This window comes from Paenibacillus sp. FSL M8-0228 (assembly GCF_038007385.1).
GTDB classification, from domain to species: domain Bacteria; phylum Bacillota; class Bacilli; order Paenibacillales; family Paenibacillaceae; genus Paenibacillus; species Paenibacillus polymyxa_D.
The window spans coordinates 5424681-5438511 of the sequence record NZ_JBBOXA010000001.1 but is presented as its reverse complement, the minus strand read 5'-3'; the positions used below and the strand labels follow the sequence as shown (position 1 = coordinate 5438511).

At 49.3% G+C, this 13831-nt stretch carries 12 protein-coding genes and 1 riboswitch; of the genes, 11 read left to right on the top strand and 1 reads right to left on the bottom strand.

The genetic code is table 11. The annotated features are described in order from the left end of the window. The first annotated feature begins 34 nt into the window (after positions 1-34). Positions 35-2023 (top strand): methyl-accepting chemotaxis protein, encoded by a 1989-nt coding sequence (locus tag MKY98_RS24590; protein ID WP_069012097.1) that lies wholly within the window; start codon positions 35-37, stop codon positions 2021-2023. 96 nt (positions 2024-2119) lie between these two features. Here MKY98_RS24590 and MKY98_RS24585 read toward each other — a convergent pair whose 3' ends face one another. Next, positions 2120-3097 (bottom strand): DMT family transporter, encoded by a 978-nt coding sequence (locus MKY98_RS24585; protein WP_245231600.1) that lies wholly within the window; start codon positions 3095-3097, stop codon positions 2120-2122. A 182-nt stretch (positions 3098-3279) separates the two neighbouring features. On the opposite strand from MKY98_RS24585, the gene MKY98_RS24580 reads away from it, so the two are divergent. The 10 genes from MKY98_RS24580 to cobJ all read left to right on the top strand — a co-directional run bounded on the left by MKY98_RS24580 (position 3280) and on the right by cobJ (position 13771). Beyond that, a complete protein-coding gene (locus MKY98_RS24580) occupies positions 3280-4137 on the top strand; it encodes a LysR family transcriptional regulator (protein WP_039271679.1) in 858 nt (285 codons plus the stop codon). Between the two features lie 69 nt (positions 4138-4206). After that, positions 4207-4920, top strand: a complete 714-nt coding sequence (locus tag MKY98_RS24575; RefSeq protein WP_069012100.1) for a pirin family protein — start codon at positions 4207-4209, stop codon at positions 4918-4920. 14 nt (positions 4921-4934) lie between these two features. Further along, entirely contained in the window at positions 4935-5273 is a 339-nt protein-coding gene (locus MKY98_RS24570) for a hypothetical protein (protein WP_069012102.1), read from the top strand. Positions 5274-5453: 180 nt separating this feature from the next. Continuing rightward, positions 5454-7079 (top strand): spore germination protein, encoded by a 1626-nt coding sequence (locus MKY98_RS24565; RefSeq protein ID WP_069012104.1) that lies wholly within the window; start codon positions 5454-5456, stop codon positions 7077-7079. Then, positions 7079-8296: a Ger(x)C family spore germination protein gene (locus MKY98_RS24560; RefSeq protein ID WP_069012107.1), complete on the top strand. Its 1218-nt coding sequence runs from the start codon at positions 7079-7081 to the stop codon at positions 8294-8296. The genes MKY98_RS24565 and MKY98_RS24560 overlap by 1 nt, the downstream gene beginning before the upstream one ends. After that, complete coding sequence (locus tag MKY98_RS24555; protein WP_029518596.1) at positions 8289-8513, top strand: hypothetical protein; 225 nt, start codon at positions 8289-8291, stop codon at positions 8511-8513. Before MKY98_RS24560 ends, MKY98_RS24555 begins: the two co-directional genes overlap by 8 nt. Before the next feature lie 42 nt (positions 8514-8555). Beyond that, positions 8556-9710 carry a GerAB/ArcD/ProY family transporter gene (locus MKY98_RS24550; protein ID WP_069012109.1) on the top strand — a complete coding sequence of 385 codons (1155 nt, stop codon included), beginning with the start codon at positions 8556-8558 and terminating at the stop codon, positions 9708-9710. A gap of 101 nt (positions 9711-9811) precedes the next feature. Next, positions 9812-10663 (top strand): uroporphyrinogen-III synthase, encoded by an 852-nt coding sequence (locus MKY98_RS24545; RefSeq protein ID WP_029518594.1) that lies wholly within the window; start codon positions 9812-9814, stop codon positions 10661-10663. 202 nt (positions 10664-10865) lie between these two features. Next, complete coding sequence (locus MKY98_RS24540; RefSeq protein WP_069012111.1) at positions 10866-11420, top strand: LOG family protein; 555 nt, start codon at positions 10866-10868, stop codon at positions 11418-11420. A 57-nt stretch (positions 11421-11477) separates the two neighbouring features. Continuing rightward, positions 11478-11663: riboswitch (cobalamin riboswitch) on the top strand. Between the two features lie 311 nt (positions 11664-11974). Then, positions 11975-13771, top strand: coding sequence for a precorrin-3B C(17)-methyltransferase (gene cobJ / locus MKY98_RS24535; RefSeq protein ID WP_069012114.1), 1797 nt, complete (start codon positions 11975-11977; stop codon positions 13769-13771). The last annotated feature ends 60 nt before the right edge of the window (positions 13772-13831 follow it).

Below are 13831 nucleotides of genomic sequence, written 5' to 3'. Positions count from 1 at the left end.
AATATATCGTTTTATGAGCAAAGGGGAAAAAAACATGGGAACAACGCGAAAGAGAAAAACGATATGGACACTCAGGAACAAGCTAAGTTTGGGCTTTTTACTTGTTTTGCTGATTCCGAGCTTAAGTATTTCCATTGCGACCTATAAATCATCATATAATGCTATGGAAAAACAGCTCCACGGCAGTGCGAATCAGGGGGTAGCGACAGCTAACTCAATTATTGAATACGCAATCGCCAGTAAAATTAAAGATGCGAGTTATTTGGCGGAGCGTCTGGACGGCTCGATGATAGATGGTCGAAACAGCCCTTTGATTCAGCCGAAGCTGATCCAATACAAGGGTTTGCATGAAGATGCCACGGATATTTTTGTTGGAACACCGGAGGGGCTGATGATTCGGGGGGTGCCCAAGGAGGATGAAGGGACATTTGATCCTCGCACACGCCCATGGTACATCGAAGCGATGAAGCAGCCCGGTAAGGTTGCAATTACGCCTGTTATCATCAATTCATCGGGTATTCCTGTTGTCGTAGTATCTCAGACGCTTTCCGACAAGTCCGGGGTTATCGGGATTTCTCTAAATCTGGAAAGTGTACGTAAACTGGCCTCCATCAAAGTGGGCCAGGAGGGGTATATCATCATTTTGGATCATACGAAGAAGTTCGTAGTCCATCCTACGGCTAAAGCGGGCTCATCTCCTCAGGAGAATTCGCTTGATACGTTGTATACTACGCCGAGCGGGAACTTCAACTATATGCATGAAGGTCGCGAGAAATATTTGACCTATGTAACGAATACGGATACCGGCTGGAAAATTGCAGGCACCTTCTATCAATCCGAGATTAGCGATGCCACCGCTGCCATGCGTTATGTAACTATTTTCGTGCTGGCTGCCTCACTGGTGATTGCGCTTATCGCGATTTTCCTGATTACCCGCTCTGTTTTGGTACCGATTCGTAAGCTGCAAAAATCAGCAGAACGAATCAGTGAAGGAGATTTGACGGGCGATTTGGAAACTGGAAAAACGGATGAGGTAGGCGAATTGTCTGCTCACTTCCAAACCATGGTCGACAGTTTGCGCACGATGATTCGAAGCGTACACGAAACGACAGATCGGGTAAGTTCTTCAGCGGAGGAACTGGCTGCGGGTGCAGATCAGACAACTCAAGCGATTGAGCATGTCACCATTGCTATCCAGGAAGTGGCTGTGGGCAGCGAACGTCAGGTGCAGAGCGTTAAGCACGGCTCTGTAAATATGGAGGAGCTTGCTCAGCAAGCAGCGAACGTATCCGAGCGTATGGTGGGCGTATCTGAACATGTGAAGATGAACGCCGAGTCGGCTCAGGAGGGCAGCAAGGCTGCTACGCAGGCTGTACAGAAGATGCATGACATCGATGAGACCGTTAACGATCTCGGACAGGCTATGGACTCCCTGAATGAACGCTCCAGTGAAATCGTGAATATTATCAGCGTTATATCGGGTATCGCCAAACAGACCAATCTGTTGGCACTGAATGCGTCCATTGAGGCCGCACGTGCCGGAGATCATGGCAAAGGATTTGCCGTGGTTGCTACGGAGGTGCGTAAGCTGGCTGAGGAATCAGCGAAGTCGGCTACCTTGATCTCGGAGCGCATTGAAGCGATGCAAGTGGATATGAATCATGCCCTGAGCGCTATGCATCGAGCGCGGACACGGGTGACAGAAGGCATTGATTCGGTAACCACGTCTGAGCAATCCTTTGCGGAAATCAGCCAAGCCGTGGAACGAGCTATGGGGCATATCAATGACATTACCGGAGTGACTCAGGAAATGGCACGGGGGACTGTAGGTGTCGTAGATATTATGAGCGATATTGCCCACATTTCCGACGAGGCAGCGAGCAACACCGAGTCGATCTCAGCGGCAGCTGAGCAACAGCTCGCTTCTATCGAGGAAATTGCTTCATCTACAGCGGATCTGAGCCAAATGGCAGAGGAATTGCGCCAACTGGTTGGACGTTTCCAGGTTGAAGGAAAGTCATAAAAATAATAAAAAGCGCCGGGATACAGGAGATTGTACTCTGTATCCAGGCGCTTTTTTAATGTTTTTAGCATGATTTTTGGTTTGCAGAGTTAGAAGTTAACGTTGGAAGGACTTGCGGCGGTCCAGACGGAAACGGACATCCGGTGAGTCGGAAGGACGCAGCGAACTTCTCTGAAACATATTGTTCAGAATCAGTGCGAAAATGACTAACACTGTCCCATATAGTTCAAAACGGCTAATGGCATAACCTTGGAAGTACATGAGTCCCAGCGTGGTAATCGGTACAAAGTTAATAAATAGAATTCCGTTCAGTGGAGATAGCTTTCGGATTCCGGCATTCCAGCTAAGTAGGGCCGCTAACCCTGGAAGCAGGATCATAAAGCTCATTTCGTATTTAACTGACCACACAGCCTGCCAGTCCGGCACCACAATCCAGTTGAAAGCAGAGGCAAATGTGACGACTACGAAGGAGACGAGAGTTCCGAGCAGGCAGGTTAGGGTTGAATACCGAAGAGTAGACCATCCTGCAAAATGGCTGCCTCCCATGGAATATACGACCCATCCGACGACGCCTACGAAAATAAGCAGCAGCGGTAGCAAATGTTGTCCGGCAAGTGTGAAAAAGGTCCATTTTCCGTTCGTGATCACCAGTAAAGCCCCGGCCAGCGCAATCACCATGCTGATTAGTGTATATCTCGGAGGCATTTTACGGGTCATGACCCACACCATCGCAATAGAAATCATCGGCATTAGCACTTCCATTATAGAGGCAACCAGAGTGCCTGCTGCCCCCATCGCGTGCTGTCCCTGGAAAACGGCCATATTATAAATGGTGAATCCCATGGTCCCGAAGAATAACAACGTCTTGCCCTTGCCCTCAAAGCGAAATGCAGTCCTTCCCTCTTTGAGCCACAATAGTACGACTAAAATGAGTGTAACCGATAAATAGCGCAAAAATGAAAAGTACAGTGGATTGATGTGTTGTAATGCAATGTGCGAAACCGGAAACATCGCCCCCCAGGACATACTGGCGATTAGGCATAATAAAGATCCGGTCATGATTTGTCTGTTCATGGTGTGCAAAAGCTCCTCCTTGCCGGTCTCAGCGGACATATCTTATGGACAACATCATAAAGGATGGGAAGCTGTTGGTAAAATGATTGAAAATAAACATTATGATCATTTAAAATGATAATAAGTGACAAGGCGCGTCAATTTTGATGGCCCCTTACCCTTCACAATAAGGAGGAGCAGTAGTGGATCTGAACGATTTAAACATTTTCCAGACGGTGGCTGCGCATGGCAGTGTCAGCAAGGCCGCAGCCGAGCTTAGTTATGTCCAGTCCAATGTAACGGCCAGAATCAAGCTGCTCGAAAAGGAACTGCAAACACCTTTATTTAATAGACATAAGCGGGGAATGATCCTCAATGCCGAGGGCAAGCGTCTGCTGCAATATACGAAAAGCATTTTATCGCAATTTGAGGAAATGAAACATGCGTTTCAGAATACCTCTGCACCTTCGGGGGTACTGGAGATTGGCATTGTGGAGACTGTCATTGCCCTCCCGGCCATTTTACATGCTTACTATAGCAAGTACCCGGATGTCGAGTTGTCCCTCAAGGCTGGGGTTACAGAGTCTCTGGTGCAGGAGGTTGCAGAAATGCGGCTGGATGGAGCTTTTGTGACCGGGCCGGTCAAGCATCCGCTCATTGAACAGTTTGATGTATTTCAGGAAAAGTTGGTCCTTGTATCTCAAGGAGATGATTTTTCCGTTGAGGATCTCACGACTCGTCCGCTTCTCTTATATAAAAAAGGCTGCGGCTACCGGGGACGGCTGGAAACCTGGCTCAAAATGGAAGGAATTATTCCCAAACAGATTATGGAGTTTGGGACATTTGAGACGATTATCGGCAGTGTGGCGGCTGGTATTGGAATGACCGTATTTCCCGAATCTTCGATCAGCGGGCTGGTGTCTCAAGGCCTTGTGTGCGGTCATGCAATGCCTGAGCCGTACAATGAAGTAACAACGGTGTTTATCCGACGTAAGGAAGCCTTTGTTACCAGTACCTTGCAGTCTTTTATAGATGAGATTATCACTCAGACAGAGGCGTAGCTTTATCGCTTGGGCTCGGGTACAATGAGAGGGATTTGATCTCATTTTTCTTCCTGAAGGAGGGCTATTATGTTTACAATATATCCGGCGGCTTCCCGATTCAGCTTCGATAAGGGCTGGCTGCGGGGGAGTCACAGCTTTTCATTCGCGGAGTATCAGGATGAGAACAATACAGCGTTTGGTCCTATGCGTGTCTGTAATGACGATGTCATCACACCGGGACGGGGCTTTGGGGCGCATCCGCACAGTGATATGGAGATTGTTTCGATTGTGCTGTATGGGGAACTGCGTCATGAAGACAACCGTGGACATGTAGCAGTGACCCGTTTTGGAGGCATTCAGCGAATGTCAGCGGGCCACGGCATCATTCATACGGAGCACAACGCATCACAAACGGAGGATGTCAGTCTGCTGCAATTGTGGTTTAGCCCGCATACGAGAGGACTGAAACCGTCATATGAGGCCACAGCGTTCAATCCTGAGCGTCTGCACGGTCAGCTTCTGCCTGTCGTTGCCGGAAAACGTGTACCGGGCACAGAGGGTGAAATTGCTGCAATCAACCAGGATTTAACGATTTATTTAAGCAAGCTTCAGCCTGGAGAGCAAGTAGAATTCACACAGGCCGAGGGGCGACGCGTGTTCCTGTTCGTCATTGAAGGCTCACTGCGTGTGAACGGTGAACATATTCTGCAAGGGCGCGATTCAGCTCGTATTGAGCAGGAGCCAAAGCTAGCACTGGAAGCAGAGGAGTCTGCTTTTTATATGTTGATTGATTTGCCCTAAAAGGAGGTGCGCACATGGCGCAGCAGGAAACATGGCTGATCAAGCATGCCGTCACGGGACGTAGCTTTGCTGACAGCCGCAAGCAGGTTTTCGATTGCCGTTTGGAATCGGTGGACGGCGTGTTTCGCTTCACGCTTCAAGGGCTGCCGCGTGGGACGGCGGAGGCGATTGTGCGTTATAGCGGGGAGTTGAACGTATTTCGTTTTGTAACGCCGGTAGATGATGGACCCGTGGTGAAGCATTGGTATTACGTCACTCCGGAAAGCGTGGAATATCATGATCAGACAGATGAGCTTACGTTCAAAGCTGGTTCTGAGATTGAATACCATCCCGAGGAGTATTGGGGAGATTAATCATTCCTTTATCATAAATCTTCAGATATATAATGGATTTTTCGAAGGCCCTGCATCATTGCAGGGTCTTTTTGTTATCCGTTCAACATGTTGAGTTCATTGGATACATAATCCTTTGCAGGCTGGTACATCCTATAGGTCATATTATCTGTTCGGCTCATTCGTAAAGGGGGAATAACGATGAAGAAAGGGCGCTTTCCCAAGTTGCCGAAGCTACCGTGGAGCCGGAGAGCGATTCCAGCCGCAGACCGCAAGACACGAAATTCCAATGTGCCTAAAGGACTGCCTGAGTCTTCGTGGCTGGAACAGCCGCTGCGTAGCAATGTGGAAGACAATTTGATTGCTTTGCGTGACATTTTCAAGGATTGCTCTGATATCGTCTACCGAGAGCTCATGATTTCCCCTGAACGCAAAGGGTTGTTGGCTTATTTTGAAGGTACGGTAAAATCAGAGGATTTGCAGGATCATATCCTGCGGCCTGTCATTCTGGGCATGATGCTCAAGGACCCTGAAGTGAACGGCAAATTGGAGCCGCTGGATGAAACTCGTATCTCGATGTCCCAGACCAAAACGATGGACGAATGGAAGATGGTAGCGGCAGCGATACTGGACGGCAATGCCGCCTTGTTCGTAGATGGTACGCCTCGTGCTTATATTTTTAGCGCCAAGGGTGGTGTCCGCCGTGGCGTAGAGGAACCCCAGACGGAAGCGGTTATTCGTGGGCCGCGTGAGGGCTTCACTGAGACCCTTCGCGTCAATACGGCACTGTTGCGTTTCAAGTTGAAGACCTCCAAGCTCAAGATGTACAGCATGACCATCGGAACAGAAACTCAAACGAGCGTCGTCCTTACCTATATTGAAGGGATCATAGATCCCAAATTGGTGGAGGATGTAAAAAAAAGGCTCAGCGATATTAATATTGATGGTGTTCTGGAGACTGGATATATTGAGGAACTGATTGAGGACCATCCCTTTTCTCCGTTTCCGCAAATGGAATATACTGAACGCCCGGATACCGTCACTGCCCAATTACTGGAAGGACGTTTTGCCATTTTTGTGGACGGAACGCCTTTTGCCCTGATTGGGCCGGTCACGATGTGGCAGATGATGCAAGCAAGCGAGGACTATTACGAACGTTTTTTCATCAGTAATATGGTGCGCTGGATTCGTTTTCTTTTTCTCATCATGGCTCTCTTTCTGCCAGCAATATATGTAGCGGTTACGACCTATCACCATGATATGCTGCCGACGACACTCATATTAAGTATTGCAGCGGCTCGTGAATCTATCCCTTTTCCAGCACTGGTGGAAGCGTTAATGATGGAAATTTCTTTTGAGGCATTACGTGAAGCAGGGATTCGTCTCCCCAAAACGGTCGGTCAGGCCGTTAGTATTCTTGGTGCGCTCGTAATTGGGCAGGCCGCAGTACAGGCAGGGATTGTATCGGCACCCATAGTCATTGTTGTGTCGCTCACAGGTATTGCTTCGTTTACCATTCCACGCTTTAACTTTGCCATCACAGTTCGCCTGCTACGATTTCCAATCATGCTGATGGCGGGTTTATTCGGATTGTTTGGGATCATTATTGCGACAACGCTGATTGCTACGCATCTAACCAAGCTAACATCGTTTGGTGTCCCTTACATGAGCGGATATAGCCCGTACAACCATACGGATCAAAAGGATATCGTCGTCCGTGCACCTTGGTGGAAAATGACTAAACGTCCTTCCTGGATTGGTAAAGACAACAACAAACGAGCGAAGGAAAAGATGAATGGAACGCCTACCACCGAGGAGGGATGGTGATGAAGCCCAAATCGAATACACAAAAAATACGTAAAGCGGCTGTGCTCTGTTGTCTGCTGCTTTGTTCTGTTCTTTTGGGAGGATGCTGGGATCGCCGTGAAGTGAACGATGTGGCCTTTGTGATGGGTACCGGGCTAGACAAGGAAGGCGATCAATACCGGGTAACGATGCAAATTGCTTTGCCTGGACAACTAGGATCTTCGGGCAGCACAGGAGGAGGGGGAGGTACAAGCGGTACGAAGTCCTACTATCTGGAGTCCAAAACAGGTCCAAGCTTTCGAGGAGCAAGTACCGAGGAACAGCGCGGGGTTTCGCGAACACTTAATTACTCCCATCGGCGGGTACTGCTGTTCGGCGAGACGCTGGCACGGGAAGGGATTAGCAAAATGATGGATGTCATTGCACGTATTCCGCAGAACCGTCTGTCTTCCCTGGTTGTTATCACGAAGGGGTCAGCGATGGAAGTGCTTCAGGCAGATGCTCCGATTGAGCAATATCCAGCGGAAATGGTGCGTGAGCTTAACTTTTCCTATATGAAAAAACCTCGTTCCGTTAAACTGCTGATGAATTCCGTCCTGCTGGAAGGCATTGACCCGGTGGTGCCAGTAATGTCTCTGGTGAAGAATGGGCCCGCTAGTCTTAAAGACAAGAAGACGAATATTCAGATCGATGGATTGGCAGTCTTTCGACAAGACAGGTTAACAGGGATTATTGATAACCATCTCAGTCGGTTTCTGCTGTTGGGTATGGAGCAAGCCAAGGAGACAGAGATATTTATCCCCCCTCCCAAGGGTAAAGGTTACATATCTGTGCATCTCATCGAAAATAGAGTCCATATCAAGCCCTTTATTCAGGGGAATGAGATTCGAATGACCGTTCATATGAACTGCAATGGGAATGTGAAGGAAAATGAGACGAATTTCGATATTTCCAACGAGGAAAATTTGAAGTGGCTGGAGCAGCAGACAGCCGAGGAAATCAAGAGGGAGCTGGGAGAGGCTGTCCACGTGATTCAGCAAAAGTATCGTTCAGACGTACTTGGTTTGGGCCGGGCTATTATTACGAGTCACCCGGATGAATGGAAACGGATTAAACCTCAATGGGAGCAACTATATCCCAAGGTGGAGATCACCATAAATCCGGTCGTGCATATTGAGAATATTGGTGCGGTCACCAAACCATTCGGGGTCAAAAAGGAGCAAATCCAGAATGAATAAAGTATTTCTGTTACCTTTGGTGCTGGCTATGCTCTTCATGTATCTGATTGACCGTAAAAATATTAACAATGCACCAGCCATCAATCGTTGGGTCTCTCGAGTATTGTATGTTATTAGCATTGGTATCTGGATTTACGGAACATCAACGAAGAGCACCGTTTATGTGGCTACATGGCTGACCCGTTTTATTGACATGTGGCTCCCCCCTACGTTGTAAATCGTGTATTGGATGCCTGCGGATAAAAGGAGGATGACCTGTATGAAACAGTTCACAACCAGACAAATCGTACTGCTGGGTGTATTGATGGAGGTCGGTATTACCCTTATACATGCTCCGGCGCAGGCAGCGGATCACGCGAATCAGCATGCCTACTGGACCTGTATAATTGCGGCTATCGTGCTATGCTTGCCGATCTGGGCGATGTTGAAACTCAAGCGTCGTTTTCCTGACCAGGATCTAATGCAGGCGATGGTGAGCTCTCATCCTGTGCTGGGACGTATGCTGCTTGCAGTCTACCTTATTTTATTCCTGATCATTTTTGCACGGGATTTGAGAATTATCACAGATTTAGTGGAGGTTGTGCTTTTGCCGCTGACTCCGATTGTGGTCACTTCTCTTATTGTGCTGTTAACTCTGGTATTTATGGCCAAAGGCGGAATAAGCACCATCGTGAATATGGCCGAGATTTTTTTGCCGATGTTGATTTTGACGCTGTTGACCATGCCGCTTTTTTTTGGGCGTAATATGGATTTTTCGATGCTTAGACCCTACTTACATCCAGAGGTAGAGGGAGTGATCAAGGGCAGCTGGCGCATGCTGGGATATATGGCCGATATCCTGATGGTTCCCTTTGTTATTTCTGGAAAGAGTTATAATGGACGTAGTGCGTGGTATGGGCATTTGCTCGGAACCGCTTTTCTGATCATGCTGGTGTTGCAGTCGGAGTTGGTTATTGGTGTTCCTATCTTGTCACGGCTGTTCTATCCATCGTATGAACTGGTGCGTCAATTGCAGCTAACGGACTTTCTGGATCGGTTCGACTTGTTCGTGGCAGCACTGACCGTACCCACCTTTCTTACGAAGATCGGAATTGATCTGTACGTTACCAGTTTGGCGGTAAAGCGTATGTTCTCCCATGCCTGGGGGAGTCTGATGGTTTGGCCCGTAGGTTTGTTAGGTTATGTCTGTTCGTTTATGCTGTTCTCCAACATCGTGCAAGTTTTTGATTTCAGCCGGGAGTGGACCGCGGTGATGATCATTTTTTTTGTACTTATGCCCTTGGTACTATGGATGTTGCTCCGACCCAAATCTAAAGGGAAAGGCGGAGATGATAAGGCATCTAACGGAGAGCGGGATAGCAGTAGTCAGCTAGAAAGCCGGCAGGGAGATAGAACAGGACACACCCACTTATAAGATTCCTGTATTCATCGAAAAAGTAATTCTTATTTGTCTTTTACCCCTCTGATTGTATACTTGGTAGAAAGAAATACGACTTCTACTAGGGAGGAAACAGAATGGCACAACGCATGGCAGGTAAGAGAGTCGCTCTTGCTGGTCCCCGTAAAGCAGACGAAATGGCGCTGCTAGTTGTGAAGATGGGAGGGGAGCCAGTACATCGTCCGGCCCAGGGCACTGTTTTTCTAGATGATATCGAGCTGCGCAACGCTGTTGTATCGTGGGTAAAGAACCCTCCGGACTGGTACATCTTCACGACAGGCATGGGGCTGGATGCCCTGTTCGATATGGCAGAGGATATGGGTGTGGCTGAGCAGATTATAGAGTTGCTGCAATCTTCCAACATTGCAGCGCGGGGCTACAAGACGGTCAATGGACTCAAAAAGCGTGGCTTTACGCCAGCAGTACGAGACGAGGACGGAAGTTTGATCGGATTGACAGGAGCTTTCGCCCCATACGATCTGAAGGGGAAGGAAGTGCTGTTGCAGCTGCATGGCGATCCAGCCCCACGGTTGGTAAAATGGCTGGACGAGCAGGGGGCAGTGACCCGCCAGGTACTTCCTTATAAGCATATCCCACCCGAGGAAGCAAAATTGCAGGCGTTACTGGAGGATGTTATCCATCGTAATGTTGATGCCGTTACATTCACGAGTGGTCCGCAAATTCGATTTTTGGCCCAATATGCCAGAGAGCAAAATCGAATTGAGGATTTACTGGAAGCTTTTCGTGAGGATGTGATTGCTGTATCCGTAGGGAAGGTGACTGCACAGTCCATTGTGGAAGAAGGGATTGATCGAGTCGTGTTTCCAACCGAAGAGCGCATGGGCGCGATGATGGTGGAGCTGGGCAAATATTTTGAACATAACGATTCGGTGCATGGCTGTGGTCTGAAGATCGTGAATGGTCATTGAAATGAGATCAAAATTATAAATGCAGTATGCTAAAAAATGAACTTATATTTCGGGATACAGAGTAAAATAAAGATAAGGGCCTACGAGGTCTTTATCTTTTTTTGTTGGACATGCATCGACAAAGATTTTTGTTATAGCGAAAATGTTTATCTAATATAATGAATAAGTTTCGATGCTACTTAGGACAGGAGCTGAGACGTTAATGAATTCTATTTGCGTATTTGCCGGGTCCAGACCTGGACATTCATCGGTATATGTTGAGGCAGCAGGCAAACTGGGAGAAGCCATGGCTCGCCATCATATCCGTCTGATCTATGGCGGCTCTAGCAGGGGGCTAATGGGAGAGGTGGCAGATGGAATGCTGGCGGGTGACGGTCAGGTCACGGGCATTATGCCCACCCTGTTATTTGATGCAGAGATCATTCATCGGGGAGTTACCGAATTTATTGAGGTAGCAAGCATGCATGAGCGTAAAGCGGCAATGAGCGAGATGGCCGATGCTTTTATTGCCCTTCCGGGTGGTTTGGGAACCTTTGAAGAGCTGTTCGAGGTACTATGCTGGGCGCAAATCGGCATTCATCGCAAGCCCATTGGGCTGCTGAATGTGAATGGATATTTTGACCCGTTAGTAGAAATGGTGCGTCATAGTGTGCAAGAGGGGTTTACCGGGAGTGAGCATCCAGCGCTACTGAGCATCTCCGCAGACCCGGACGAATTGCTACGTATGTTAAAAAATAAAGCACAGAACTTGAAATAAAGCTTTTTTCGTGCTTGCACAACTGATTGAGGCAAGGTTATGATAAGACCCATAATCAAATAGCGGACAGACAAGGTGCCTTTGCGGTTGAGCAAAGGGTAACAGGGAATCGGGTGCAAATCCCGAGCGGTCCCGCCACTGTAAGGAAGAGGATTTTTTTAATTGGTCACTCGTGAAAAATGGGGAAGACGAAAGAATCCGTTGATGCCAAGCCAGGAGACCTACCTTGATCTGTATGCACCGTTAACCTTCGCGGAGAGGATGGGTGTACGAAATCAGGAAATCAGGCACACGTTGCTTTTTCCATGTTGGCTAGAGGTTTGCGTGGATATGAACGTGCAGCAGCGTTTGAAGCGTAAACAGACAGATGGAAAACAACGGCAGGCTGGAGGAAGACAAATCGTGTCTTCTTACGCTGTTTGTTCGTCTGATGAGAGATACGTACATAGAAGCCCCATCCGGGTAGGATGGGGCTTTTTTGAGTTACAGGATGTCCAAAAATCATTGGAATAGATAGCATAGCTGCCCTGAAAAGGATGAATAGGAGGAGCTCGATGAGCCCATTAGGAAAATTGTTGGTGATTGGATTTGGACCAGGAGATATGGAACATATCACAAAACGGGCGCTGGATGCGCTGGCCGAAAGTGAGGTCATTATCGGCTACAATACCTACGTTGATTTGATCCGTCCGCTGTTGAACGGACAGGAGATTGTACGCACAGGGATGACAGAGGAAGTGAGCCGTGCGCAGGAGGCGGTTCGCCAAGCAGAGATGGGCAAGAAGGTAGCTGTCATTTCCAGTGGAGATGCGGGAGTCTATGGTATGGCAGGGCTGGTGTACGAAGTGCTGATGCAAAAAGGCTGGCGACGCGAGGACGGAGTTGAAGTAGAAGTCGTGCCGGGGATCTCGGCTATTCAGTCCTGTGCTTCACTGTTGGGGGCGCCAGTGATGCATGATGCGTGCACAATTAGTCTGAGTGATCATCTGACCCCATGGGAAACGATTGTGAAGCGCGTAGAAGCAGCGGCTTCGGCCGATTTTGTGATTGCATTATATAATCCGCGCAGTGGCCGGCGTACCCGCCAGATTGTGGAGACGCAGTCCATTTTGCTGCGTTACCGCGATCCGCAAACTCCGGTTGGGCTGGTGAAGAGTGCTTATCGTGAACGTCAGCAAGTTATTGTAACGACGCTGGAAGATATGCTGAACCACGACATCGGGATGCTGACGACTGTAATCATCGGCAATTCCTCGACGACGGTGTATGACGGCTTGATCGTGACTCCGCGCGGATATCAGCGCAAATACACGCTGGATGCGACCGAGCAGGCGCTCAAGCCGCATCAGCGTCTCCGCACGGAAGCGGAGCCGTGGTCGCTGGGAGCGCAAGAGGGTACACCGCAGGCAGGAGCAGCCCCGACTACGCCCGCTGGACCCTCCGCGAGCGGCGCTGCGGTTGCGACGCAGGCACGCCCGCAAGCGATGGCTGCTGTGCAGGCAACAACTGCTGTGCAAACCGGCACGGCCCCGGCATCGCTGGCGGCAGAGGCGCTAAGCCGCCTCGCTGTCGGCGGCAAGCTGCCTGGCGAAGCCAACGCTCGCTGGAGCGGGCAAGCGCCTACCGCCAAGAGCACCGCCGGAACGTCGGCGGTGGCCGGAGCAGGGGCCGCGGCCGGGATGGCGACAGGCGGCTTTGGCAAGCCTGCGCTATTTGAGGTGGGCGTTTCCCCGGGTGTGGGAAACAAGAAGTTCACCGCTCGTCAGATGGCGCTGCTCGCCGAGGTAGCGGGTGATGATGGCGAGCTGGAATACACGCCGGATCATCAGATCGTGCTGCGCGTGCCGTGTGCAGACCCCGAGGAACTGGTCGGGCGGCTGCGGGATGAACGATTCATTGTCATGCCGATTGGCGATGTGTTTAAGGTAAAGGCGTGCGACTTCTGCAATATGGAGAAGGATGACGCTGTGCCTGTGGCTGAGCATTTACAGGTTGTACTTGGCGGATTACAGGCACCCAAGGAAACGAGCATTGCTTTGAACGGATGCGGTATGGCCTGCTATGGAGCCGTACTGGAGGATATCGGAATCGTCTATCGCAAGGGTGGGTACGATCTCTTCCTCGGTGGCAAAAAATTCGGCCGCAATGCTCATGCCGCTCAGCCTGTAGCGGAAGGAATTCCGGGTGATCAGATTACGGACATCGTGAAGCATGTCATCGCTGAATATAAGGAAAAAGGGCATCCGAATGAGCGCTTTCATAAATTTTTTAAGCGTGTAGGTGTCGTTGCGGGGTTCCGGCATGAAGATGCACCAGTAACGGTAGAAGTGAATGCGGTTTGTGGTGATTAATGGACTGAAGGCCTGATGAACGGGATACAAGCATATATATAAAATAGGGCGTCATGCAGG